We start from the raw sequence: 24,071 nt of genomic DNA on the forward strand, positions 1-24,071 counted from the left end.
CTTCAGTCCTCGATGACCCGGGGAAACAGCAAGAAGCCCACGCCCCAGTAAATCAGATTGAACCCCAGCAGAAGCCCCTGCCATGAGCCCAGCTGCTGCATCGGGTCACCCTGGAGTACGAGCGTGGTGCCCTTGGCGGCGGAGAGGAGGGCTGGGATGACGAGCGGGAACAATAGCAGAGGCAGCAGCACATCCCGGGCCCGGGCATTGCTGGAGATGGCCGCGTACACGGTCCCCGGAGCGCTGAGCGCCATGCTGCCCAGCACCAGGATGCCCGCCAGGTCACCGACCCCGGTGACGATGCGCACGCCGTAGAGGGCCACCATCACCGGCACCAGCACCACCGACAGGGCCAGGAGCAGCAGGGCGTTGCCCAGCGCCTTGGACAGGAAGATGGCGCGCGCGTCCGCCGGGGCCAGCCGCACGCCGTCCAGGCAGGCGTTCTCCGTCTCCACGCGGAAGGACTCGCCCAGGGACAGCACGCTGGCGAAGAGGATGGCCAGCCACAGGTAGCCGCCCGCGTTGCGCTCCAGCAGCTTCGTGTCCGGGCCCAGCGCGAAGGAGAAGAGCAGCAGCGTGGCCATGGCGAAGAACACCAGCGCGTTGAGCCGCGCGCGGGTGCGCCATTCGATGAGCAGGTCCTTGCGCATCAGGACGAGCGTCGTCGTCAGCAGGCCGGGGCGGCGCTTCGCGTTCGGGGGGCTCATGCCGCCACCGCCCGGCCGTCCTGGAGGTGCAGCCGTTCCTCGCACAGGCTCAGGCCCTGCTCGATGAGGTGCGTGGCCAGCACCACCGTGGTTCCGCCCGCCTTCAGCTCCGCGATGACGCCCTCCATGTCCTGGATGCCCGCCGGGTCCAACTCACCGAAGGGCTCGTCCAGGAGCGCCAGGGCAGGGGCCTTCATCAGGAGCCGCGCGATGGCCAGGCGCTTGCGCATGCCCGCGCTGAAGCCTCGCACCGGGCTGTCCGTGCGGCGGTTGAGGCCCACGCGGTTGAGCAGCGCGTCCGCGACGTCCTGCGGCGCGTCCACGCCCAACAGGCGCCCCAGCACCATCAGGTTCTGCTGCGCGGTCAGGTCCTCGTAGAGGAAGCTGGCGTGGGAGAGGAGCGCCACGTCGCGGCGCACGGCCTCACGGTCCTGCACGGCGTCCCGGCCCAGCACCTCCACGCGGCCCGCGGTGGGCCCGAGCGCGGTGGCGACGAGGCGCAACAGCGTCGTCTTCCCGGAGCCGTTGTGGCCGGTGAGCAGCAGCGAACGGCCAGCGGGCAGCGCGTAGGTGAGCCGCGCCAGCGCCCACCGTCGCCCATAGCGCTTGCTCACGTCATGGAGGGCGAGCGCGGGTGCTGATCCAGAGGGGAGAGGGGGCATCGGCGGGCCGTTTCGTAGCCTTAAAAGCCCGTGTTCACCAGTGAAACCCCTGGGGTCGCCCGCCGGAGGACAAGAAGTTTTTACGCCTGCTTCTTCCGCCGCTTTCGCCGGGGGACTGAAAGGTTTTCGCCACGGGTGGGCGCCCGACTGCCCTGGTACACCCAGGTACGACCTCCAAAAGGACGTTCCTGCCCTCGGGGGCACCGGGTTTCCTGGGGTTACGGGGGGTTTTCACCACCTACCTGCCCTGGCATCCAGCATGCACACAGGCGGCGCGGGGCCTGTTCCATTGGGGGGAGCGGGCAGACGGCGAAAGCCGCGAGGGAGGCGTGATGGCAGGCAGGGTGTTGCGGCGGGCGGCGAAGGCGGCGGCGGCGGGGTTCCTCCACTACAGCGGGGCGCGCAAGGCGATGGCGGCGTACCGCCGTTCGCAGTCGGGTGGCCGGCGCATCCTCATCGTGAGCTACCACCGCGTGGTGAGCGACTTCACGGGGGAGCTGCAGCGCTCCATCCCGGGGCTGCTCATCTCCCAGGAGACGTTCCGTCGTCACCTGGAGCAGGCGCACGCGGCGGGCTTCGAGCTGGCGAGCATTGGCGACGCGGTGGACGTGATGGAGGGCCGCCGCGCCGCGAAGAAGGACCTGTTCGTGGTGACGTTCGATGACGGCTACCGCGACGTGTACCGGTATGCGTACCCGGTGCTGAAGCAGATGGGCGTGCCGGCCATCACCTACCTGCCCACCGCGTTCATCGACACGGACAAGCGCTTCAACCATGACCGGCTGTTCCACCTGCTGCGCTGCGTGCAGGAGCGCCGGTTCCGCCCGGACTACTCCACCATGCCCGGCCCGTCCGTGCAGCTGTTGGGGCCCATCCTCTCCGGGCAGAAGACGACGTCCGCGGCGCTGGACGACTTCATCGGCGAGCACCCCACGCGCGTGCTCACGGGCATCATCGACGCGCTGGAGCAGCAGCTGGGCGGCGGCTCGGACCTGATGCCCGAGCAGGGTGACGTGATGAACTGGGACGAGGTGCGCCAGATGGCGCGCGACGGCTTCGAGTTCGGCGCGCACACGCTGGGCCACACGGTGCTGACGCTGGAGCCCACGGCGGTGGTGGAGAAGGAGATCGTCGAGTCCAAGCAGACCATCGAGCGCGAGGTCGGCGTCCAGGTGAAGGACTTCGCGTACTGCAACGGCTGGTACTCGGACGAGATGATCCGCGTGCTCAAGCAGAACGGCTTCCGCTCGGGCGTCACCACGGAGGACCTGCCCAACCGCGTGGGCGGCGACCCGTTCGCCCTCAAGCGCAAGGTGATGTGGGAGAACTTCAGCCTGGGGATGATGGGGGACTACTCGTCGGCGCTCACGGTGTGCCAGTTCGATGACTGCTTCGGCGTGCTGGGCATGAGCCACCCGGTGCTGGGCCACCGTCCGCACATCCTCTCCGCGGCTGTCAGTGGCGCCCCCAACATCCTGGTCCAGGAGGCGGCCGCCGCGGAGGTCGCGCTCGCGAAGGCGACGCCGGTGGAAGTCGTGGACGTGACAGCGCCGGTGATCGTGACGGATCCGCGGGTTGCGGCCGCGGTGACGGGTGCGCAGGTCGTGGTGGCGCCGAACGTGGCCATTGCCCCGGAGGCGGCGCAGCCGGAGGAGCTCCAGTGAGTGTGTCACCCAAGCCGGCCCCGTCCCCGTCGTTCCTGGGGCGGGCCGGCCCGTTGGTGTTGGCCCGGTTGTTCACCGCCGGGCTGACGCTGTCCATTCCGCTCGTGCTCGCCCGGGTGCTTCACCTGGACGAGTACGGCACCTACTACCAGCTGTTCCTCATCGCCACGACGCTGTCGTACGTGCTGCCGTTCGGCGTGGCGCAGAGCCTCTACTACTTCCTGCCCCGCGCGGAGGCGAAGCGGCCGTACCTGGGCCACGCGCTGCTCTTCGTGACGGGCGCGGGCGTCGTGGCGGCGGGCCTGGTGTGGTTCTTCCTGGGCCACGTGGCGGCCTACTTCAACAACCCGGCGCTGATGGAGCACCGCGCGGCGCTGGCGCTCTACACGGCGTTCTTCCTGGGCAGCTACCCGCTGGAGATTTCGCTCACCAGCCAGGGGAAGACGAAGGCGTCCGCGGTGGTGTACCTGGCGTCGGACGCGGTGCGCTCCGGCGTGATGGTGCTGCCGCCGCTTTTGGGCTTCTCCCTGCACGGGATGATGATCGCCGTGGCCTGCTTCGCGGGCCTGCGCTACGTGGCCACGTGGGTGGTGTCGCTGCGTGGCTCCACCGGGCCGCTGGTGGACTGGAAGCTGTTCAAGGAGCAGCTGGTGTACGCGGCACCCTTTGGCGCGGCGATGTGCCTGGCCATCCCCCAGCAGAACGCGCACATGTACGCGGTGGCGGGCGTGGTGGCCCCGGCGGTGTACGCGCTCTACCGGGTGGGCTGCTTCCAGCTGCCGGTGGTGGATCTGCTCTACACGCCCACCAGCGAGGTGCTGATGGTGCGCCTGGGCGAACTGGAGCGCGAGGGCCGGCTGGAGGAGGGCGTGGAGGCCTTCCGGGAAGCGGCCGGCAAGCTGGCGTACGTGTTCCTGCCGTTCGCGGCGTTCCTCTTCGCGGCGGCGCCGGAGTTCGTGGGGGCCATGTTCGGCCAGAAGTTCCTGTCCGCGGTCCCCATCTTCCGGGTGAGCGTGCTGGGCGTGGTGCTGTCCATCCTGCCCATGGATGGGACGCTCCGGGCCCGGGGACAGACGCGGGCCATCTTCGCGTCGTACCTGGTGAAGGCAGTCGTGACGGTGCCGCTCCTGTGGTTCGGCGTGAAGCACTTCGGGATGATGGGCGGCATCGCGTCCTGGGCGCTGGCGGAGGTGGTGGGCAAGGGCATGCTGCTCATCCGCGTGCCCCGCGCGCTGTCCACGCCCGAGCGCAAGCTGGGGCTCAAGGACGTCATCCCGTGGCGGGAGCTGGGGCAGGCGTCGCTGGCGGCGTTCGCGGCGGGTGGGAGCATCTTCCTGCTGCGCTCCGGGGTGCACGACACGTGGATGAACCTGCCCACGGGCTTCCTGTGGCGGGTGCTGCCACTGGCAGTGGCGGGGCTGCTCTTCGTGGTGGGGTACGTGGTGGGTCTGTATGCGCAAGGCGTTCGCCCGTGGAGCGCATTGCAGTCCCTCCGTCCCCGCCGGGCGGCCTGATTCACCGTCGGGTATCGCACGCGTGGGGGGCACTTCCCTCCCCACGCGTGGGTACCTACCTTCCAGGCGTCACGGAGTTCGGATGTGGGCGAGGAGAGGCGTGATGGGATTCGACGCGATGACGCTGTACCGGATGGCGCATGGGCTGAAGAAGCGAGGGGTGCCGTTGCTGCCCGCTGTTCTGCGCAAGGCCATCTACTACCTGCACAGCTCCTACATCCCTGAAGACGCGGAGCTCGGCGAGGGGACGCAGCTGGGCTACGGCGGCATCGGCGTGGTCATCCACAAGGCGGCGAAGGTGGGCCGTCACGTCCTCATCTCGCAGCAGGTCACGATTGGCGGACGCTCCGGGCTGGAGGGCGCGCCGGTGATTGGCGACTACGTGCGCATCGGCGCGGGCGCCAAGGTGCTGGGCAACATCCACGTGGGCGACTTCGCGGTGATTGGCGCCAACGCGGTGGTGGTGAAGGACGTGCCCTCGGGCGCGGTGGTCGCGGGCGTGCCCGCGAAGGTCATCCGGCAGGACGCGGATCCGCTCACCACGTACCAGCGCGAGATGGGCCTGTTGCCCACGCGTGCGCCGCCGAAGCTCACCCAGGTCCCACGTCCCTCCGCGCAGGCTTCCGCGCGCTAGGCACTTCGCTTCGTTGGGCAAGGGGCTTCCTTCATGCGCGTGCTGCTCGTCGGGGACTACCCGCCGCCGTACGGGGGCGTGGCCATCCACGTCCGTCAACTCCATCAATTTCTGCGCGACCGCGAGGTCGAAGCGAAGGTGCTCGATATCGGGAAGGGTGGCCGGCCGGCTCCGGACGTCCTCCCCGTACACGGCGCCGCCGCCTTCGGCCTGCGGCTCGCGGGATTCACCTCCGCGGGCTGGACGGTCCACCTGCACACCAGCGGCAACAACCCGAAGGCGTGGGTGCTGGCGGCGCTGGTGGGCACCATGCCCGGGCCTCGCTCGCCGCGCGTCATCACGCTGCACTCGGGGCTGATTCCTGACTACCTGGCGGAGTCGCAGGCCCGGCGCGTGTTCGCGCGCACGGCGCTGGCGGGCTACGCGCGGGTGGTGGCGGTGTCCCCGGCGGTGCGCGACGCGGTGGTCGCGTGCGGTGTGCCGGAGGAGAAGGTCGTGGTGCATCCGGCCTTCTGCGGTTCGCAGGTGCGGCCCGGTCCGGTGACGCCAGAGGTGGAGTCAGCGCGGGCCCGGCGCGGTCCGCTGCTCGCGATGGCGCACCACCCGTCGCCTGTGTACGGGCGCAAGCAGATGTTCCGCGCGCTGAAGCTCGTGGCGGAGACGCATCCGGGCGTGGGCCTGGCGCTGTTCGGTCCGGGCACGCGCTCGGAAGAGTTCATCCGCGACGCGCGCGAGCTGGGCGTGGCGGGGCTGCTGGAGGACCTGGGCGAGCTGGAGCACGCGAAGGCGCTGGGGCTCTTGTCCCAGAGCGACGCCTTCATCCGGCCCACGACGCACGACGGGGACTCCATCTCCGTGCGCGAGGCGCTGGCGTTGGGCGTGCCGTGCGTGGCCAGCGACGTGTGCGCTCGGCCGGAGGGCACGCGGTTGTTCAAGGCCGGGGACGAGCGGGCGCTGGCGCAGGCGGTGCGCGACGCGCTGGCGGCGGGCCCGGCGAAGGTGACGGCTCCGGATGCGGGGCCGGTGATGCTGGACATGTACGCGGGGTTGCTGCCGTCCGGCATGGCAGGTGCAGGAACCGTGAACGCGGCGTGACGGAGTGGGGACGGGTTGGGGCGCCTTCGAGTGAGAGGGCGCGCTTCAGGGCTTTCAGCACGGAACTTTTGACTTCAGGAGAAGACGATGCGGCGCAGTGAAGAGATGGACCTGTCGAAGCGGGCCCTTCGTGGGCGGGACCTGGTGGTGTTCTCCAACGACTGGGACGGGGATCCGCTGTCGAAGGTCCACATCATGCGGATCCTCTCGCGGGACAACCGCGTGCTGTGGGTGAACAGCATTGGCAACCGCGCGCCCAAGGCGAACGCGCACGACGCGCAGCGGATCATCAAGAAGCTGAAGACGTTCACCCAGGGCATCCGCGAGGTGGAGCCCAACCTGCACGTGCTCGCGCCGCTGGCGATTCCGTTCTACGGCTCGGAGACGGTGCGCCAGGCGAACCGCCACCTGCTGCGGCTTCAGGTGTTGCGCGCGATGAAGCAGCTGAAGTTCGAGCGCCCCATCTCCTGGAGCTTCCTGCCCGCGTCCGCGCCGGTGTCCGGCACGCTGGGCGAGGACTTCGTCGTGTACCACTGCGTGGACGAGTTCTCCGCGTTCAGCGACACCAACGGCAAGCACATCGCGGAGCTGGAGGAGCGCCTGCTGCGCCGCGCGGACATGTGCATCACGTCCGCGGAGCGCCTGTATGAGAACAAGAAGCGCATGAACCCGCGCACGGTGCTGGTGCGCCACGGCACGGACTTCTCGCACTTCGTGAAGGCGTGCGACCCGGCGACGAAGATTCCGGAGGACATCGCGAAGCTGCCCAAGCCCATCATCGGCTTCTTCGGGCTGGTGGCGGACTGGATTGATCAGGACGCCATCATCGCGTGCGCGAAGGCGCACCCGGAGGGCTCGGTGGTCATCGTGGGCAAGACGACGCCGGACTGCGACGACAGCCGCCTGCGCGCGGTGCCCAACATCCACATGCTGGGGCGCAAGCCGTACGCGGACCTGCCGGGCTACAACAAGGCGTTCGACGTGGCGCTCAACCCGTTCGTCATCAACGAGCTGACGCTGAACTCCAACCCGCTGAAGGTGCGCGAGTACCTGGCGTCCGGCCTGCCGGTGGTGTCGTCGGATTTGCCGGAGGTCCGCAAGGTGGGCCTGTGCCGCATCGCCACCACGCCGGAGGACTACGTGAAGCAGGTCAACGCGGCGCTGGCGGACAACCCGGGTCCGAACCGGGAGCGCGCGGAGAAGATCTTCCACGAGAGCTGGGAGGCGCGCGTCACGGAGATCCGCCAGCACGTGGGTGAGGCGATGCTCGCGGCGGGCAAGAAGCTGTAGGTCCGGTCGGGCGGCAGGAGGGCGCGGGTCCGGAGCGTGTGAGCGCGCCGGACACCGCGCCTTCGTCATTCCTGGAGGTCGCCCGCGCGACCCGTCACGCGGCGCTCCAGCAGGGCGTAGCGGCGGGCGAGGCGGGTGTAGTCGGCGGGGCGGATGGGCGTGCGCTCTCGCGTGCGCACGAGGTCCTCCTTCGCGTCCAGGTAGTCGCGCGCGGGGATGCCGCAGGTCTCCGCGAGGAGGCGCGCGGCCTCCGCGTCCGGCAGGGAGGTGGCGATGCCCAGGCGCTCCTGCATCAGGCGTCGCAGGCCGGTGTCGAGCTCCGGCAGCAGCTCTGCCTCCACCTTCGCGCGGCGCATGAGCCAGCCCAGGGAGCGCACGTACTCGCGCGACGAGCGGTGCCGCTCCACGCGCACGGGGCGGGGCGCGCCGAAGCGGGTGCCTCGGGAGACGACGTAGACGAGCCCCACGGCGAGGCTCTGCGCGATGAAGACCCAGAGGCCCTGGGACAGGGGCGGGCGGGTGATGACGGCGTGGTGGAACTCGTCGAAGCGCAGGGGACCGCGCGCGGCGAGCGCATCCCAGAAACGCACGTTGTCGAGCAGCTCCAGGCGCCGGTTCTCCGCGAGGTCCGGGCCCGCGGCGACATAGACCTCGCCCTGGCCCAGGCCCCAGCGCCACAGCACGCTCGCGCCGCCCAGGCCCGCCAGCGGCACCGCGTCCCCGTGTTCCACCCTCAGGCTCCGGTCCCGGGCCACGCGCAGGAGCGACAGGTCGCGCAGCGCGCCCGCGGGCAGCCACACGTCCACGGTGACGCCGGCGGGATCCACCCATTCGGAGGCAAGGCCCTGGTGGTTCGTGCCGGGCAGTGCGCCCGAGGTGATGTGCAGCCAGTCCTCCATGCCTGGCTGGTGTTCCGCCAGCGCATGCGGAGACAGATACACCAGCGTGCCGCCGCCCCGGACGAAGCGCTCCAACGCGGCGACTTCTTCCTTCGTCACGGGCTGGGCCTGCGGCGCGGCGATGACCAGCGTGCGCGTGCCGGCGGGAATCGAGTCCAGGGATGTCGTCTGCGCGCTGACGTCCCGTCCGCGCTCCTCCAGGTAGACGAAGAGGGCCTTGAGCCCCAGCGGGCCCGGGTTCGTGATGGATGGCACGGGGGAGTCCGGCGGGGCCTCATGCGAGGCAAGGCCCACCGCCAATGCCACGGCGATCATCAAGCCCAGGACGACCGCGACGCGCGCGTTCCTCACGGCCGGACCTCCACGAGCGAGCCGTGCAGCTGCTCCACGGACTCCACGAAGCGGGTGGCCTCTTCGCGCGACACCGGCTCCAGCGAATAGAAGGCCCGGTCGTACCAGCCGACCAGCCGCTCCACTTCACCCGTCACGCGCGCGGGGGCGCCTCGCGTGGGCAGCTCCGCGGCGAGCTCGCGGTTCGTCTTCACGCGGTCCGGCCGCGCCAGCTTGCGCTGCTCCAGCGTGGACAGCAGGCCCAGCAATCCTTCGCGGATGGCCTCTCTCGCGTCCTCCGTCTCCAGCGCGGTGCGCGCCCGGCCCAGGTGTTCTCCAGGCGTATCCAGCTCCAGGGGCGCGGCTTCACCTTCCACTCCCTGCGCGGTGACGGTCTTCCTGCTTCGGCGCCAGCGCACCCGAAGCACGCCGAACAACACCACCGCCAGCGCCAGGCCCAGCATCACCGCGCGCGTGGCGACCGCGAAGCCCTGCGCGCCCTTGGATTCGAAGAGGCCCTCCAGCCAGGTCTGCAGCTCGCGCAGGAGTCGCGTCAGCAGGTCGCTGTTGCGCTGCCGGGCTCTCGCGAACTCCGGCCGGTCGAGGATGGCGCGCAGCCGCTCCGGTTCGCTCGTCACTCCGGGCGACACGGCCGGCTCCACGTCCAGGCCGCACACGGCCTCCAGGTACACGGTGAGCTGCCGGGCACGGTCGGGCTCCGTCTGGCCGGAGGTCCCGGGCGGCAGGGGCACGCCGTCCAGCGCCTCCATCAGCCGGTTCACCTCCGCGTTGAACGCAGCGGGCCGCGAACGCGCCGTGTCCTCGAGCCGGCGCGACACGGCCTCCCGGTCAGCGCACGGGGGCAGGGCAGCCAGCAGGAGGAGCAGAGGGAGGGCGGGCACGGGTTGTCAGGGGGACGGCGTCGCCGGCTCCGCGGTCGCGATGCGCCGCTCCAGGTCCAGGCCCTCGCGGCGCACGCGCATGTCCACGTAGAAGAACGCGGACACCACGAAGCTCAGCGGCGTGAAGAAGGACTGCCCCACCACCTGCAGCAGCTCCGCGGGGACGAGCAGCGCCTGCGGAATGGCCGCCTGGGACGCCGGATCCAACAGGTTGCCACCGTAGGCGAGCCGGACGATCCACGCGGGCAGCCCCGACACCAGGCTCACCGCGATGAGGATGCCGCCCACCACCGTGGACAGCACCATGGCCCGCACCGTGCCCCGGCCCATGAAGCCCGGCTCGACGCGGCCCTTCAGCAGGGCCCCGGAGCGCTTGAAGGCCGCCCACGCGCCCACGTCCTCCATGGCCAGCACGGGGGGCAGGAGCATGAAGCGCAGGAAGTACCAGAGCACCGCCGCCAACGCGCCCAGGCCCAGCACGATGGCGCCGATGATGATCAGCGCGATGCTCAGCGCCGTGCCTCCGCCAGTGCCCTTCCCGGTGACGGCCGCGACCACGCCCATCCCCATGACGAGCGATCCGGGCAGGCACAGCAGGAGTGTCACCCCCGCGGCCCAAGCGATGGACAGCAGGTAGGTCGCGGTCAGGGTGCCCAGGCGCGACACGGCCCGCCGCAGACCTTCCGAGGGACGCACCGGTTCACCCAGCCGCGCGGGAATCACGTACCGGGCCGCCGCCGTGGTGGCCACCCAGAAGTTCCACACCAGGAACGTGTACAGCACGAGCATCAGCCCCATCACGATGCCGGACTGGGTCAGGGCCTGCGTGGGGTCCGTGCCCGCGGGAGCCCCACCCAATCCGGGCAGCACGCCCACCGTGCGCGTCATCGCGACGGTGAACGCCTTGACCGCGATGTAGTTGAGCAGGTCGAACCCCAGGACCAGCACGAACAGGGGCTTCAGGTGCGCGCGCCAGAACGTCGCCGCGCGGTCGATGATTTCTCCGATGGCGAGGGGGCGCAGCTCAACGGAGGTCGGGGATGGCGTCACGGCCGCGCAGCATAGCGCCGCCTCAATCGCGCGGGGGCCGGCATGCGTCCAGCAGCGCCCGGGCCGCCGCGCGCGGATCCTCCGCCTCCAGCACGGCGGAGATGACCGCGACGCCCCAGGCCCCCGGCACCTCCCGAGCCCGCTCCGGCGTCATCCCCCCCAGCGCCAGGGCAGGGCAGGGCAACCGCTCCGCGAGCCCCCTGAATCCATGAGGCCCCAGCGTGTCGCGCGTATCCCCCGGCTTGGACCCCGGAGCGAACACGGGGCTCACCAGCGCCAGGTCCGCGCCCACCGCGCCTTCCGCCTCGCGCGCGTCATGCACCGCCACGCTCACCCACCGGTCCGCGGGCAGGAACGGGCGCACGTCGCGGGGAGAAGGGCCAGAAGCGGGCAGATGCAGGTGCGCGCCTACGAGCAGCGCGACATCCAGCCGCCCGTTCACGAACAGCGCCCGGCCCCGGCACACGTCCGCCAGGAGCCGCGCCTCCTCCAGGAACAGCCGCCCGGAGGCCTCCGGGTGACGGTGCTGCACTGCGACGTCCGGCCCCGCCTCCAGCGCCTGCTCCAGCGCGGTGAGCAACCGCGCCCGGGGCAGCCGCCAGTCCGTGATGACCACGAGGCGGGGCAGGACGGGCACCGCTACTCCACGAGCCCTTCGATGGGGCTGGACGCGGAGCCGTACGCCTTGCGCGGGATGCGGCCCGCCAGGAACGCGTCGCGGCCGGCCTCCACTGCCTTCTTCATGGCCACGGCCATGCGCACCGGATCCTTCGCGCCCGCGATGGCGGTGTTCATGAGCAGCGCGTCCACGCCCAACTCCATCGCGATGGCCGCGTCGGACGCCGTGCCCACGCCCGCGTCCACGATGACCGGCACCTTCACCACCTCGCGGATGAGCCGCAGGTTGTGCGGGTTGCGGATGCCCAGCCCGCTGCCGATGGGAGCCGCCAGCGGCATCACCGCCGCGCAGCCCGCGTCCTCCAGCTTGCGCGCGGTGATGGGGTCGTCGCTGGTGTACGGCAGCACCGTGAAGCCTTCCTTCACCAGGATGCGAGCGGCCTTCACCGTCTCCTCGACGTCCGGGTAGAGCGTCTTCTCGTCGCCAAGCACTTCCAGCTTCACCCACTTGCTCATGCCCAGCTCTTCCGCCAGCCGGCACGTGCGCACCGCGTCGTCCGCCGTGTAGCAGAGCGCCGTGTTGGGCAAGAGGCGCATCTTGTTGCGGTCGATCCAGTTCATCAGCGACGCCTCTCCCGTCGCCTTCAGGTCCAACCGCCGCACCGCCACCGTGACGAGCTCCGCGCCCGACGCTTCGTGGCACTGCTTCATCACCTCGTGGCTGGGGTACTTCCCCGTCCCGACGATGAGCCGCGAGGTGAACGTCACCCCCGCCAGCGTGAAAGGCTTGTCCGCGATGCCGCTCATGACCGTCTCCTCTCCAGGGCCTGCACTCACCCGCCACCCACGAAGGTGACGATCTCCACCCGGTCCCCGTCCTGGAGCCGGTGCTCGGGATGACGGGCGCGGCGCACCACCTCCGCGTTCACCTCCACCGCCACCCCCGGGCCGCTGCCCAGCTCCAACAGCGCCAGCAGGGACGAAAGGGTGCTGCCCTCCGGCAGCGTCCGCGCTTCTCCGTTGACCCACACGTTCACGGCCTCACGGCTCCTTCCGGTCCCCTTCGGTCGGGACCCGCCGGTGCCAGTACAAGGGCGGTTCTGCCCTGTCAACGCACAGCCCCCCCCACGCAAAAGGCCTGCTTCAGCGCACCGGAACGGATTTTTCGCGCTCGAATGCGTTTTGTTCCGCTTCCCCAGCAGGCGAGCGGCCAGGGCCTTCCTCGTGCGCGGGTCGCCCCTGCTCATGCCTCCATTTGTTGCCAAGCGCTGTGCAGGTACGGGGGGAGCGACCAGTTTCTGCCCAACGCCGGGGAACAAATCACCGGCACTCAAGAACACACTCACAGGGGGCGGTCACACATGCGGAAGCTCATGATTGCGGTTACGGCGGTCGCGGGTCTGACGATGGTCACCGGCTGCAAGAAGGATGACGTCCAGGCGCAGCGCGAGGATGTCGCCGAGGCCCGTCAGGAAGCGGCGCAGGAGACGGCGGAGGCGCGTCAGGACGAGAACCAGGAGATGGCGTCGGCGCAGCATGACGCCAACGAGGACATCGCGGAGGCCCGTCAGGACGCGAACGACAAGATCGCCAGCGCCAACGAGGACGTCCGCGACGAGGAGCAGGACCTGGCCGAGGCCCAGGCCAACCGGAATGAGGACCTGGCCGAGGGCGGCTCCGGCATGGCCGGGACCACCAGCGCCGAGGCGGCGACCACCGTCAACGGCCGCGTGATCGCCAAGTCCGGTGACACGCTGACGCTGGTGGACAGCACGAACAAGGAACTGAAGATCAAGACCAATGACCGGACCGCGCTGATGGACAATGGCAGCCGCGCGGTGAAGCTGGACGACATCAAGGAAGGCTCGCAGGTGCGCGCCTCCTACGTGATGGACGGCAAGGACATGGTCGCCCGCGACGTCACCCTGGTGGCGGCGGTGAAGAAGCTGGACAAGTAATCCCCGCGCCTCACGCGCCTCTGTCTTTCCGGACTGGGGAAAATACTTGAAGGCGGCGGCTCCCACCCTCGCGGTGGGGGCCGTTTCCTTTTTAGTCGGGAGATGCCCGGTGGGGTCGGATGGGGATGTCTGACCCGGGTGGTAGGACGCGGGCGTGAGGAGTTCCTCATGCCTTCCCACCCCCGGGAAGCGCCTCTTCGTCAGGAGCGTCACCCACGATGGCCACCCATCCCCCCGCGTCCTCCGCGTCCCGGCCGTTCATCCTCTTCACCACCGGGGCCACGTCCTATGAGCTGGTGCGCTACCTGGGGTCGCGCGCCGGAGGGGAGCTGCTGCTCGCCCGCCGGCACTACGCGCGCACGCCGGGCGGACTGGTGCTCATCAAGCGCCTGCGCGACGTGACGGATGACGTGGCGCGGGCGCGGCTGCGGGAAGAGGTGAAGCTGCTCATGCGGCTGTCCCACCCGGCCATCGCGCCGGTGTACCTGGTGCGGGTGCACGACGGCGCGCCCCATCTGGTGACGGAGTACGTGGACGGGCCGTGCCTGGAGACGCTGTCCAGCTTCGCGGCGCTGCGGCGGCGGCCCTTCTCGGAGGCGTTCGCCGCGTACGTGGGCGCGGAGGTGGCGGACGCGCTCCATCACGCCCATGCGTTGGAGGACTCGCGCGGCCTGCCCGTGGGCGTGGTCCACCGCGACATCAGCCCCCGTTCCCTGCGCGTGGACGTGCACGGGCGGGTGCGGCTGTCGGACTTCGCGCTCGCGTGGTCGCGGCTGCCCGGGCGCGTGGTGACGGAGCCGGGGCTCGTGCGCGGGGACGTGGCCTATGCCTCGCCAGAGGCGCTGGAGGGCCTGCCGCTGGATGGCCGCGCGGACCTGTTCTCCCTGGGGATGGTGCTGCTGGAACTGCTCACCGGGCTGCACCTGCTGGACCTGGACGACGTGGAGCGCGCCGCGCAGCAGGCCCAGCCCGTGCTTGGAACGCGCGGGCTGTGCGCGGAGACACCCAGCTGGCTCCCCGCGCCGCTGATGGCCGCGCGCATGGCGTGCCTGACACCGGCGCACGTGGAGCAGGCCACGCGGGGGCTTTCGCCGGGAATGCGGGCCGTGCTCCAGAGGGTGCTCCATCGCGACCGCGACCTGCGCTTCCAGACGGGCGCGGAGCTGCGGGATGCGCTCCGGGGCCTGCTGAACGCGGAGGGACGGCCCTATGGTCCCCCGGAAGCGCTGCGCGAGGTGTCGGAGGTGCGCACGGACGCGCTCGTGGGCCCGGCGGGAGCGGCGGAGGCGGGGCTTCCGCTGGAGGATGACCTCTGGGACGGCTGCGATGACGACGGCGCGGACTGGACGTGAGGTGTGACGGGGGGATGTCCCGGGGCGCTTGTCATCGCGGGAGGCCGTGGCGAAGACTGCTGGCATGGGTGACGTGAAGGAGCTGCATCGCCAGTGGTGCATCGCGGACGGACACGCGGATTCGCTGATGTGGAACCGCGACCTGTGCGAGCGGTCGACAGAGGGGCACGTGGACTTCCCCCGCCTGCGCGAGGCGGGGGTGAAGCTGCAGTGCTTTACGCTGGTGACCCGGGGCTTCCCGTTCATTGGCGGCTTCCCGCTGTTCGCCGCGTGGCGCAAGTGGCCCCGCGAGGCGCGCGGCAGCGAGTGGACTCGCGCGCTCTGGCAGATTGAAAAGTTGGACTCCTTCTGCGCCCGCTCAGGGGACACCGTGCGTGTCGCCACCACGGGGGCGGCGCTGGAGGACAACCTCGCGCACGGGCGGCTATCCGCGGTGCTGGGCGTGGAGGGCGGCCACGCGATTGAAGGCCAGGTGCAGCGGATCGAGGAGCTGCACCGGCGCGGAGTGCGCTTCATGGGGCTCACGCACCTGTCCAACAACGACCTGGGCGGTTCGTCCTTTCCCATGATGGGCAACCGGGGGCTGACGCCGCTGGGGAACCAGGTGATGGAGGAGATGGCCCGCCTGGGAATGAGCGTGGACGTGGCGCACGCCTCCGAGCAGACGCTCACGGACCTCTTCGCTCACCCCACGGTGCGCTACTTCTGTTCGCACACGGGCGTGCGCGCGGCGGGCGGCGGCTGGCGCAACCTGTCCGACGCGGCCCTGCGCACCATTGCCCAGCGCGGCGGTGTGGTGGGCATCATCCTGGCGCCGGTGTACCTGGGCGGCGACACGTGGGACGACGTGGTCCGCCACGTGGAGCACGCCGTGGACGTGATGGGGGAGGAGGGCGTGGGCGTGGGCAGCGACTACGACGGCATGGTGGCGCTGCCCCGGGGCATGCGGGATGTGACGGATTTGCCGCGACTCACGGAAGCCCTGCTCAAACGACACCCGGAGTCGTGGGTGGAACGTGTGATGGGTGGCAACTTCCGGCGTTACTTTCGCGAGACGCTCGGCGGCGGTTGACAGCGAAAAACCTGTCGAAAAGAGTCGCCGGCACCCATGAACCGTCTTCCCCTTGCGCTCTTGTCTCTCGTCGGTTTCTTCCTTCTTTCCGGTTGTGGCGGGCCGGGTTCGGGCGACTCGTGTGACGGCGGCGACTACGTGTGCCAGGAGGACGCGCAGGCCCTGGAGTGCCGCAACGGCACCTGGCGCCCGCTCGCGTGCCGGGGGCCGCTGGGCTGCCGGGAGCTGGCGGACAGCGTGCGGTGCGACACGTCCCTCAACCAGGAGAACGACGGGTGCGCCACGAACGCGGAGGGCAAGGGCGTGTGCAGCCCCAACGGCGCCGCGATCCTCACGTGCCAGCAGGGCGTGCTGGTGAAGACGGCGGATTGCTCGTCGTGCGCCGTGCAGGACTCGCAGGTCGTCTGCCAGCCGTGAGCCTCAGCGCTCCGGTTCCCCTCCGGACCTGGGGGGGAAACCGGGAGGTGGCGCGGGCAGGTAGCCGCCCGCGGCCATGCGCTTCCCGGACCGTTCGTACATGGCCGGTGAGAGGCCCTGGACGCCGGTGCCGTCAATCCACCGGTTGTAGAAGTTGAAGAGGGCGCAGACGGAGACCGCGTCGTACACGGCCTCGTCCGACCAGCCGGCCGCCTTCAATCGCTCCACGTCCTCGCGGCGCACGTCTCCGGGCGCGTCGTTGAGTTGGTCCACGAAGGCGAACAACGCCTTCTCGGCCTCCGGAATGGGGGCCGTCTTCATATCGTCCAGTACCGCCTGGACGTGCTCCTTGCTGCCCAGTAATTCCGCCGCGACCGCGGCGTGAGAACCCGTTCAAAATACGCAGGCGTTGCGCCGCGACGTATACGCGGCGATGAGCTCCCGCAGCCCGGCCGACAGCGGGGACGGGCCGCGCATCACCTCGTGGGTGAAGGCGGACAGCGCGTCCGTCATGCGCGGCTTGAACGCGAACAGGTGCCAGATGCCCGGCGGCGTCATGCCCCCGGCCCGCGCCATGGCGATCATCTTCCCGTAGTGCCCGTCGGACTCGTGCGACTCGACGTCGGGCAGGTACATGTTTTCCGGAGCGGGGGACTTCATCATCGCGCACTTCCCTGGCGAAAGGACGGGGATGCCGCCCATCAGGCCAGCGACGTGAGGAAGCTGTCCAGCACCGAGTTGAAGGCCTCCGGCTGTTCCTGGTTGGGCAGGTGCGCCGCGCCGGGGATGACCTCCAGCCGCGCGCCCTGCACCAGGTCCGCCATCTGCTTCGCCTTCGCCAGCGGCGTCACGGTGTCGTGCTCGCCCACCACGACCAGCGCGGGCCCCGCGTAGCGCGCGAGCAGATCCTTGCTGTCCAACCGCAGCGCCATGCCCCGCTGCGCGGCGGCGATGGACTCCGGCGACACGGACAGCCCCAGCTTCGTCACCTCGCGGCCCACCGGTGAGTCCGGCCCCGCGTGGACCAGCTTGGGCACCAGCCCCTGGACGACGGACGCCGTGCCTTCCTTCAGCGCCTGCTGCGCGGTGGCCTCGCGCTTGTCCTTCCCGGCGGCTTCGTCCGCGGTGCACTGCGTGTCCGAAAGCACCAGTCCGCGCACCCGGCCCGGGTCCTCGCGCAAGAGCGCCAGGGCAGCGTAGCCACCCATGGACACGCCGCCCACCACCGCCGTGTCGATGTTCAACGCGTCCAGCAGCGCGAGCGCGTCCTGCGCCAGCTTGCGCATCTCCGTGGGGCCTTCACCCAGCCGGCTCTGCCCGAAGCCGCGCAGGTCCGGCACGAGGAAGCGGTAGCGTCCGGACAGCGCGGCCACCTGCCGGTCGAACGCGGAGCCATCCAACGGGAAGGCGTGCATGAGCAGCACCGGCAACCCCTGGCCCTCGTCCCGGTAGTGCAGCGGAATCCCATCCACGGCGACCGTCAGCATGCGTGCCTCCTCGCGGCCCGTCGCAGGGGGCGGCGTCAGATCCACTTCTTGTACTTGAACCAGCCGACGAGCCCCAGGGGGAAGCCCACCATGGTCACCCACATGGCGACGTACCAGCCCGTTCCCGTCAACTGTTCGAAGTTCTGCCCGAAGAACCCCACGATGAATGACAGGGGCAGGAAGAGGGTGGCGAAGATGGTGAGCTGCTTGCTGATGTCATTGGTGCGTTGGGCCACCACGGACAGGTAGCCGTCCATCACGTTGCCCACCACATCACGGCTGGCGTCGATCTGCTCGTACAGCCGTATCAGGTGGTCGTAGACGTCGCGGAAGTACAGCGTCGTCTTCTCTTGAATCTGCGGGATGCCCCGGCGCGACAGCATGCCCACCACGTCCCGCTGCGGGGACAGCACGCGGCGCAGCGTCACCAGCGCGCGCTTGAGCTGGAAGATGCGCTGCAGGTGCTCCGGATCCGGCTCGGCGAAGATGGCGTCCTCCAGGTCATCCAGCCGGTCGCCGAATTCGTCCATGATGGGGAACTGCGCGTCCACGAGCGCGTCCGCGAGCATGTAGAGGATGACGTCCACGCCCCGGCCCAGCGTGCCCGCCGGGTCGTCCTTCACGCGCCGTAGGACGGCGTCATGGCTGGGCAGGCGCAGCTCGTGCACGCTGATGAGCCAGCCCTGCGCAAGGAAGAAGTGGTGCTCGTGCAGCGTGAGCTCCGTGACGTCCGAACCGCAGCTGAAGCCCTGCATCACGATGAACTGGTGGTGCGGGTATTCCTCCAGCTTGGGCCGCTGGTCCAGGTGCAGGCAGTCCTCCACGGCCAGCCGGTGCAGCTGGAAGCGCTCGGCCAGTCGGCCCAGCACCTCCGCGTTCGGCTCCAGGACGTCGATCCACTTGGGCCCCGGCCGATCGAGCAGTTCCTCACCCCCCGAGACAGCCCTGCCGTCCTCCCACAGACAGACCTGGATCATTTCCGTGGACTCCCCGGCCCAGCCCTCGGGCCCGGGACGCTTGCTAGAACTCCCCGGACGCGATGTCGAGCGGTAGAGTGGGGGCAACGTGTCCGCTGCCGCCGAGAATCCACCGCCGGCCTCCCTGACCCCGAGGCTCGAACAAATCCTCCAGTCGCTGCCCGACCGCGCCTTCTCCGCGCGGCTGAGAGCGGTGTATCTCGCCGCGGCCCAGGCCATCTCCCGGCTGAGTGACCTGGACCTGGTGAAGTACGAGACGCCCGTCGTCGACGCCAGCCCCGACCTGTCGCTGTGGGAGGAGATGGCGCCCGTCATCCGCGACACGGTGATGGACGTCAACGCGCTGCTCAACGTCATCCGGGAGCAGTTCCCCGGTACGCCGCAGCCGGCTGCGCCCCGCAAGGGCCCCGCGGACGTGCCCGCCATACTCCAGGAGGGCATGGCCAGTCTGGCCCAGAGCATCACCCAACTGGGCGAGGCCATGCGCAACCCGTCCGTGGTGAGCGACCGCTGGCAGCTGTTGGCGGAAATCCAACGCTTCCGGTCTGACTACCGCGAACAGATGAGCCAGCTCGTCTTCGAGTCCGCGAGCACCTTCGGCGAGGTGTCTCGCGCCCAGGTGGTGCCCGGCTACGAGGCGGAGGTGAAGGCGGCCGTCACGGTGCGCGCCATCACGTCCGACCTGTCGCGCATCGTCACGGCGCGGCTCAACAAGGTGCGCGACGCCAAGCCGGAGGAGGTGCTGTGGAACGCGCAGCAGCTCCAGACGGAGCTGGACGCCTTCGGCCGCACCGCCGCGTACCGGAACCTGCGCGCACAGGACAAGCGCCACATCGTGGAGGCCCGCGCGGAGATTGGCGCGCTCGCGCTCGAATCCGCCCCCGAGCCGGGACGGCTGCTGACGGTGACGGAAGGGCTGGAGGAGCTGGTGCGGAGCCTGTCCGCGGTGAACCAGCGCCAACTGCTCATCCTCCACGACCGCGAGGTGTGGGCCGCGTGCGGCGTGCGCCTGGAGCGCGCGCTGGCCCAGTCCACGAAGGATCCGGTCGCGTCCGCGAAGGCCCTGGCGGAGGCCGCGGCCAGCGCCCAGTCGCTCTACGGCCGGGACCCCACCATGGACGCGTTCCTGCGCAAGGCGCGCAAGCTGAAGCTCGCCACGCTCACGGGCCCGGAGCTGCTCTCCACCATCGAGTCCTTCCAGTCCCAGCTCGCGCAACTGGACGTGATGTGAAGACAGTGAGTGTGAAGGCCGTGGAGCCGCGCCCCCTGCGGCAGGCGGATCTGTCCGGTGTGCAGGGCGTCTTCACCGACGTGGACGGCACGCTGACGACGGGCCACAAGCTGCGCAGCCAGACGGTGCGGTCCCTGGAGCAGCTGTCCGCGTCCGGCCTGCGCGTGGTGCTGGTGAGCGGCCGTCCGGCGGGGTGGGGCGAGGCATGGGCCCGCCAGCTCCCCGTGGACGGCGTCGTCGTGGAGAACGGCGGGTTGTTCTTCCTCAAGGACGCCAAGGGGAAGCTGCGCAAGGTGTACCTGGAGCCGCCCGCCCAGCGCGTGGCGAACCGCCAGCGCCTGGAGAAGGAGGTCGAGCGCGTGCTCGCCCAGGTGCCCGGCGCGCGGCTGTCCGTGGACAGCCGCTACACGGAAGTGGACCTGGCGGTGGACTACAACGAGGAGGCCCGGCTGGGCGATGACGGGGCCTCCCGCATCGAGTCGCTGCTGCGGGCCCGGGGCGTGACGGCGGTGCGCTCGTCGGTGCACGTCAACTGCTGGCTGGGCCGCTTCGACAAACTCTCCGCGTCGCGCCGCTTCGCCAAGGTAGCGTGGGGCGAGAAGCTGGACCCCGCGGACGGCCGGTACGTCTACGCGGGGGATTCTTTCAACGACGCTCCGATGTTCCAGGCGTTCAAGCTGGGCGTGGGCGTGGCCAACGTGCGCGCGGTGCTGGATCGCATCGACGCGCCGCCGGCCTTCATCACCCGGGCGCCCGAGGGGCGGGGCTTCGAGGAGCTGGCGCGTGCCCTCCTCTCCCGCCGCCGGCCGGCCCGCAGTCGAGGAGTTTCAACGTGAATGTCGTGAAGCTGGAGCTGGCCCGAGGCCTGGGGCGTCACCTGCGTGCGGGGCACCCGTGGGTGTTCCGCAAGGCCCTGGAGCACATGCCGCGGATTCCGGCCGGCAGCGTGGTGGACCTGACGGAGAACGGGAAGTTCGTCGCGCGCGGGTACTACGACCCGCACTCGGCCATCGCGGTGCGCGTGCTCACTCGGGACGCGAGAGAGACGGTGGACTCGCGCTTCATCACCCAGCGCGTGCAGCGGGCCCTGGCCGCGCGCACGGCGCTCATCGACCTGAAGGACACGGACAGCTACCGCCTCATCCATGGCGAAGGCGACGGCCTGCCCGGCGTGGTGGTGGACCTGTACGCGGGCTGGGCGGTGATGAAGCTCTACTCCGCGGGCCTCACTCCCTACCGCCCCCTCATCGTGGAGGCGCTGAAGGCGGGCGTCCCGGGCCTGAAGGGCATCCTCGGCCGCGACGAGGTGGGGCGCGACGACGTGGAGGAGGACGACGGGCGCGGCAGCGGGAAGATGCTGTGGGGCGAGGAGGCCCCGGAGCTCATCCCCATCCGCGAGCGCGGCGCCATCTTCCTGGTGGACGCGTGGAAGGGGCAGAAGACGGGCTTCTTCCTGGATCAGCGTGAGAACCGCTACCTCATCCGCCGGCTGGGGCAGGGGAGGGACGTGCTCAACTGCTTCAGCTTCAGCGGCGGCTTCTCCGTGAACGCGGCGCTGGGCGGGGCCAACAGCGTCTTCTCCGTGGATCAGGACCCGGAGGCCATCGCCCTGGCGCGGGAGAACTTCACGCGCAACGGGCTGCCGGCGGCGAAGCATGACTTCCTGGCGGCGGACGCGTTCGACCTCATCCAGTCGTTCAAGGAGGAGGGCCGCACGTTCGACCTCATCATCCTGGACCCGCCCGCCTTCGCGAAGAGCCAGCGCGCGGTGGAGGCGGCCGTGGACGGCTACGCATCCCTCAACCGGCAGGCCCTGGCGCTGCTGCGTCCCGGCGGCCTGCTGGCCACGGCGTCGTGCTCCGCGCGCGTGACGGGGGACCTGTTCATGGGCGCCGTGCGCGAGGCGGGCTTCAAGGCTGGCGTGGACCTGGCGCTGGTGGAAGAGCGCTACCAGCCGCCGGACCACCCCGTGCGCCTGCAGTTCCCGGAAGGGAAGTACCTCAAGTTCTACGTGATGCAGTCGGTGTAGCGGCGGCGTCCGGCCCCGGGGCGCGCCTGACATGAGGCGCGCCTCCCGTGGTGCTCGGGAACGCTCAGGTGCCGAAGACCTTGTGGGCCACGCGGTCCAGCACGTCCTTGCCCCAGACGATGCTGGCCTTGCCCAGCCGGTCCAGGTCGCGGGTGAACTCGCGGCCGTCCGGCATGACTTCGTAGGTGCGGGTCAGGAACAGGTTGCCGGTGTCCGGCTCGAAGTCGACGTTGCCGCCGCCGGTGTCCGTGCCCTCTTCCTGCTGCTGCCGGAAGCCCTCGATGATGCCGGGCTTGGGCGCTTCACGGAACCGGTAGATGAGGGCGCTGCACTTGAGCGCGGGCGGGGACTCGACGTGCTCGAAGGCGTACTGGCCTTCGCCGCTCATCATGCCGCCCAGCCCCTGCTCGTTGAGGCCCTCGGTGACGCCGGCGCCCTGGGACTGGAGGTACCACTTCACCAGCTGCCGGGCCGCGTCGCGCGTCATCGGGCCCCCCGCGGGCGGCGCGGGACGCGCCAGGCCCATGGAGGACAGCAGCCACTGCACCTTGCTGGAGAAGGAGCTGATCACTTCGCGGGGATGACGCGATCCGCGACGCGGTTGAACACTTCGTCGCCCCACACGAGGCTGGCTTCCACGAGCCGGTCCACGTCTTCCTTGAACTGCTGCTCCGACGGCACCACGCCGTACGTGCGGCTCAGGAAGAGGGACTTGTTCTCGGTCTCGTAGTCCACCTTGCCGCCGCCGGTGTCCGTGCCCTTCTTCTCTTCGTCACGGAACCCGTCGATGACGCCCGGCCGGGGCGCGTCGCGGAAGCGGTAGATGAGGGCGCTGCACTTCAGCGCCCCCGAGTCCTTCACGTGTTCGAAGTAGACCTGCGCGTCGCCAAGCGCGGCGCCGCCAAATCCCTTCGCGTTCAGCCCGGAGGCCTGCGCATCGCCTCCGTGGCCCCGGATGAATGACTGCACCAGTCGCTGGGCTTCTTCGAGCGTCATACGTGCAGTCATATCACACGCCGTTCCCTACCTCAGAAATTGCCGGTGCGGGCCTGGTCGAACGGGACGCGCTGGTTGAGGTACGTGTCGTTGATGTTGTGCGCGCCGGAGAAGATGCTCTTCTCGGAGAAGTAGTGGATCTTCGCGTCCTTGCCCGCGTGCTTGATCAGATCCAGGGGGCCCTTGCCGCTGGTGCCCAGACCGAAGAGGCCCGGCACGGGGTCCTTGTCGTTGACGTAGTGGACGTACTTGGGGCCGTCCGGGTAGGTCGCCGCCGCGGCGCCGAAGGTCTCCACGGAGACCTTGCCCAGCTTCTCCTGCACCTGCGCGGGGGACAGCCCGTCTTCGATGCGCAGCCGCTTGGCCACGTCGCTCAGCGCGCGGCTGGTGATGAGGCCACCCTGGCTGTGCGCCATCAGGTGCACGTCACGGCCGGCCTTCAGCTCCGTGTAGAGCGAGTCCGCCAGCGTATCCACGGCCGGGTTCTTGCCCTTGTCCATCTTGTCCGTGATGCACTGGCCCAGGTCCTTGAAGAAGCCCTCGGTGGAGTTGTGGATACCGATGGTCTTCTGGCCCGTCTTGTCCGCGATGGCCTGCATCGTGGTCTCCTGGCCAGCCTTGTCCGTCATCATCCCGTTCACGTAGATGATGGTGCCGGGCTGCTTCACGCCGCCCTTGGGCTCGTAGGCGGGGATCTGGCTCAGCGGGGTGCTGGCGTCGAAAGCCTGCCCGCCCTTGCCCATGATCTTGCCGTCATAGGCCTTGTCCTTCGCGCCGGCCGGAGCCGTGAACACGCCCGTGGGGGCCGCGGTGCGGACCGCGCCGCTCGACGACTTGGTGTCGAAGCCGTCCTTCACGGTGTTGGCCGGCTTCGCCGTGACCGGGGTCGCCGTCTTGGCCGGGGCGGCCGCGCCGGCCCCCGTGGTCGTGGTGGTGCGCGCGATGGTGTTGTTGGAGGTGCGCCCGATGGTTCCCATGGCTTGAGGCTCCTGCGGTGTGCGGATTTTTGAAGGGGGAAGGGAAAGCTTGCTGCGTTGATCCATTCTCACCCGAAGCGCCGAAAAGTTGCGAGCAGGTCACGGAATGTGTGCAACGCGCTGCGGCACGGGAAGTCCGGGAGGGGGCGGGGACAGGAATCCGGCCCTTCCCGGACTTCCCGTGCCGCAGCGCGTTGCACACATTCCGTG

At 70.0% G+C, this 24,071-nt stretch carries 27 protein-coding genes; 12 read left to right on the plus strand and 15 right to left on the minus strand.

Annotated features, from left to right (window positions below; all coding sequences use genetic code 11):
* Positions 1-2: 2 nt before the first annotated feature.
* Both D7Y11_RS06755 and ccmA read right to left on the minus strand, forming a co-directional pair.
* Positions 3-707 carry a heme exporter protein CcmB gene (locus D7Y11_RS06755; protein ID WP_120578272.1) on the minus strand — a complete coding sequence of 235 codons (705 nt, stop codon included), beginning with the start codon at positions 705-707 and terminating at the stop codon, positions 3-5.
* A complete protein-coding gene (gene ccmA / locus D7Y11_RS06760) occupies positions 704-1,369 on the minus strand; it encodes a heme ABC exporter ATP-binding protein CcmA (RefSeq protein ID WP_120578271.1) in 666 nt (221 codons plus the stop codon). The genes D7Y11_RS06755 and ccmA overlap by 4 nt, the downstream gene beginning before the upstream one ends.
* A 410-nt stretch (positions 1,370-1,779) precedes the next feature.
* Between ccmA and exoL the strand changes: the two genes are divergently transcribed.
* The 5 genes from exoL (at position 1,780) to exoP (ending at position 7,566) form a co-directional block, all read left to right on the plus strand.
* Entirely contained in the window at positions 1,780-3,033 is a 1,254-nt protein-coding gene (gene exoL / locus D7Y11_RS06765; RefSeq protein ID WP_306770419.1) for a spore coat polysaccharide deacetylase ExoL, read from the plus strand.
* Complete coding sequence (locus D7Y11_RS06770) at positions 3,030-4,547, plus strand: oligosaccharide flippase family protein (protein ID WP_120578269.1); 1,518 nt, start codon at positions 3,030-3,032, stop codon at positions 4,545-4,547. The genes exoL and D7Y11_RS06770 overlap by 4 nt, the downstream gene beginning before the upstream one ends.
* Positions 4,548-4,650: 103 nt before the next feature.
* Positions 4,651-5,181, plus strand: coding sequence for a serine O-acetyltransferase (locus D7Y11_RS06775; RefSeq protein ID WP_120578268.1), 531 nt, complete (start codon positions 4,651-4,653; stop codon positions 5,179-5,181).
* Between the two features lie 33 nt (positions 5,182-5,214).
* On the plus strand, positions 5,215-6,276 hold the full coding sequence (locus D7Y11_RS06780; protein WP_126933278.1) for a glycosyltransferase family 4 protein: 1,062 nt from the start codon (positions 5,215-5,217) through the stop codon (positions 6,274-6,276).
* 87 nt (positions 6,277-6,363) lie between these two features.
* Positions 6,364-7,566 carry a spore coat polysaccharide biosynthesis glycosyltransferase ExoP gene (exoP, locus tag D7Y11_RS06785; RefSeq protein WP_126933279.1) on the plus strand — a complete coding sequence of 401 codons (1,203 nt, stop codon included), beginning with the start codon at positions 6,364-6,366 and terminating at the stop codon, positions 7,564-7,566.
* 65 nt (positions 7,567-7,631) lie between these two features.
* On the opposite strand, the gene D7Y11_RS06790 is transcribed toward exoP, so the two are convergent.
* The 6 genes from D7Y11_RS06790 to thiS are packed head-to-tail and all read right to left on the minus strand — an operon-like array spanning position 7,632 to position 12,402.
* Positions 7,632-8,816, minus strand: coding sequence for a DUF4350 domain-containing protein (locus D7Y11_RS06790; protein ID WP_121779075.1), 1,185 nt, complete (start codon positions 8,814-8,816; stop codon positions 7,632-7,634).
* Positions 8,813-9,697 (minus strand): DUF4129 domain-containing protein, encoded by an 885-nt coding sequence (locus D7Y11_RS06795; protein WP_121779076.1) that lies wholly within the window; start codon positions 9,695-9,697, stop codon positions 8,813-8,815. The genes D7Y11_RS06790 and D7Y11_RS06795 overlap by 4 nt, the downstream gene beginning before the upstream one ends.
* Positions 9,698-9,703: 6 nt before the next feature.
* Positions 9,704-10,747, minus strand: coding sequence for a hypothetical protein (locus D7Y11_RS06800; protein WP_121779077.1), 1,044 nt, complete (start codon positions 10,745-10,747; stop codon positions 9,704-9,706).
* A gap of 22 nt (positions 10,748-10,769) precedes the next feature.
* Complete coding sequence (locus D7Y11_RS06805; RefSeq protein ID WP_126933280.1) at positions 10,770-11,384, minus strand: thiamine phosphate synthase; 615 nt, start codon at positions 11,382-11,384, stop codon at positions 10,770-10,772.
* 2 nt (positions 11,385-11,386) lie between these two features.
* On the minus strand, positions 11,387-12,172 hold the full coding sequence (locus tag D7Y11_RS06810) for a thiazole synthase (protein WP_120598755.1): 786 nt from the start codon (positions 12,170-12,172) through the stop codon (positions 11,387-11,389).
* Positions 12,173-12,198: 26 nt separating this feature from the next.
* On the minus strand, positions 12,199-12,402 hold the full coding sequence (gene thiS, locus D7Y11_RS06815) for a sulfur carrier protein ThiS (protein ID WP_120530083.1): 204 nt from the start codon (positions 12,400-12,402) through the stop codon (positions 12,199-12,201).
* A gap of 336 nt (positions 12,403-12,738) precedes the next feature.
* Here thiS and D7Y11_RS06820 point away from each other — a divergent pair, with 336 nt between their 5' ends.
* From D7Y11_RS06820 to D7Y11_RS06835, 4 genes are all read left to right on the plus strand, one after another.
* Positions 12,739-13,323 carry a hypothetical protein gene (locus D7Y11_RS06820; protein WP_233607212.1) on the plus strand — a complete coding sequence of 195 codons (585 nt, stop codon included), beginning with the start codon at positions 12,739-12,741 and terminating at the stop codon, positions 13,321-13,323.
* Positions 13,324-13,541: 218 nt separating this feature from the next.
* Positions 13,542-14,675, plus strand: a complete 1,134-nt coding sequence (locus D7Y11_RS06825) for a serine/threonine-protein kinase (RefSeq protein ID WP_126933282.1) — start codon at positions 13,542-13,544, stop codon at positions 14,673-14,675.
* A 64-nt stretch (positions 14,676-14,739) separates the two neighbouring features.
* A complete protein-coding gene (locus tag D7Y11_RS06830) occupies positions 14,740-15,747 on the plus strand; it encodes a dipeptidase (RefSeq protein ID WP_126933286.1) in 1,008 nt (335 codons plus the stop codon).
* A gap of 36 nt (positions 15,748-15,783) precedes the next feature.
* The gene (locus D7Y11_RS06835; protein WP_120580311.1) at positions 15,784-16,164 is read left to right on the plus strand and encodes a hypothetical protein; all 381 of its coding nucleotides are present in this window, start codon (positions 15,784-15,786) and stop codon (positions 16,162-16,164) included.
* 3 nt (positions 16,165-16,167) lie between these two features.
* Here the strand turns inward: D7Y11_RS06835 and D7Y11_RS06840 are convergent, their stop codons facing one another.
* The 4 genes from D7Y11_RS06840 to D7Y11_RS06855 form a co-directional block, all read right to left on the minus strand.
* Positions 16,168-16,485 (minus strand): carboxymuconolactone decarboxylase family protein, encoded by a 318-nt coding sequence (locus D7Y11_RS06840; RefSeq protein WP_120580312.1) that lies wholly within the window; start codon positions 16,483-16,485, stop codon positions 16,168-16,170.
* A gap of 72 nt (positions 16,486-16,557) precedes the next feature.
* A complete protein-coding gene (locus tag D7Y11_RS06845) occupies positions 16,558-16,827 on the minus strand; it encodes a peroxidase (RefSeq protein WP_120580313.1) in 270 nt (89 codons plus the stop codon).
* A 38-nt stretch (positions 16,828-16,865) separates the two neighbouring features.
* Positions 16,866-17,651, minus strand: a complete 786-nt coding sequence (locus D7Y11_RS06850; RefSeq protein ID WP_120580314.1) for an alpha/beta fold hydrolase — start codon at positions 17,649-17,651, stop codon at positions 16,866-16,868.
* 35 nt (positions 17,652-17,686) lie between these two features.
* A complete protein-coding gene (locus D7Y11_RS06855; protein ID WP_126933283.1) occupies positions 17,687-18,628 on the minus strand; it encodes a magnesium transporter CorA family protein in 942 nt (313 codons plus the stop codon).
* Between the two features lie 88 nt (positions 18,629-18,716).
* On the opposite strand from D7Y11_RS06855, the gene D7Y11_RS06860 reads away from it, so the two are divergent.
* From D7Y11_RS06860 to D7Y11_RS06870, 3 genes are read left to right on the plus strand one after another with little or no spacing between them, the layout of a single operon-like run.
* Positions 18,717-19,859 carry a hypothetical protein gene (locus tag D7Y11_RS06860; RefSeq protein ID WP_120580316.1) on the plus strand — a complete coding sequence of 381 codons (1,143 nt, stop codon included), beginning with the start codon at positions 18,717-18,719 and terminating at the stop codon, positions 19,857-19,859.
* Entirely contained in the window at positions 19,856-20,695 is an 840-nt protein-coding gene (locus D7Y11_RS06865) for an HAD-IIB family hydrolase (RefSeq protein WP_126933284.1), read from the plus strand. The genes D7Y11_RS06860 and D7Y11_RS06865 overlap by 4 nt, the downstream gene beginning before the upstream one ends.
* Positions 20,692-21,888 (plus strand): class I SAM-dependent rRNA methyltransferase, encoded by a 1,197-nt coding sequence (locus D7Y11_RS06870; RefSeq protein WP_120580318.1) that lies wholly within the window; start codon positions 20,692-20,694, stop codon positions 21,886-21,888. Before D7Y11_RS06865 ends, D7Y11_RS06870 begins: the two co-directional genes overlap by 4 nt.
* A gap of 64 nt (positions 21,889-21,952) precedes the next feature.
* On the opposite strand, the gene D7Y11_RS06875 is transcribed toward D7Y11_RS06870, so the two are convergent.
* The 3 genes from D7Y11_RS06875 to D7Y11_RS06885 are packed head-to-tail and all read right to left on the minus strand — an operon-like array spanning position 21,953 to position 23,861.
* Entirely contained in the window at positions 21,953-22,459 is a 507-nt protein-coding gene (locus D7Y11_RS06875; protein WP_233597390.1) for a hypothetical protein, read from the minus strand.
* A complete protein-coding gene (locus D7Y11_RS06880) occupies positions 22,456-22,884 on the minus strand; it encodes a hypothetical protein (RefSeq protein ID WP_120580319.1) in 429 nt (142 codons plus the stop codon). Before D7Y11_RS06880 ends, D7Y11_RS06875 begins: the two co-directional genes overlap by 4 nt.
* 32 nt (positions 22,885-22,916) lie before the next feature.
* Positions 22,917-23,861, minus strand: coding sequence for a hypothetical protein (locus tag D7Y11_RS06885; protein ID WP_126933285.1), 945 nt, complete (start codon positions 23,859-23,861; stop codon positions 22,917-22,919).
* Positions 23,862-24,071 lie beyond the last annotated feature (210 nt).

The organism is Corallococcus sp. AB018, from assembly GCF_003986945.1.
Taxonomy (GTDB): Bacteria; Myxococcota; Myxococcia; order Myxococcales; family Myxococcaceae; genus Corallococcus; species Corallococcus exiguus.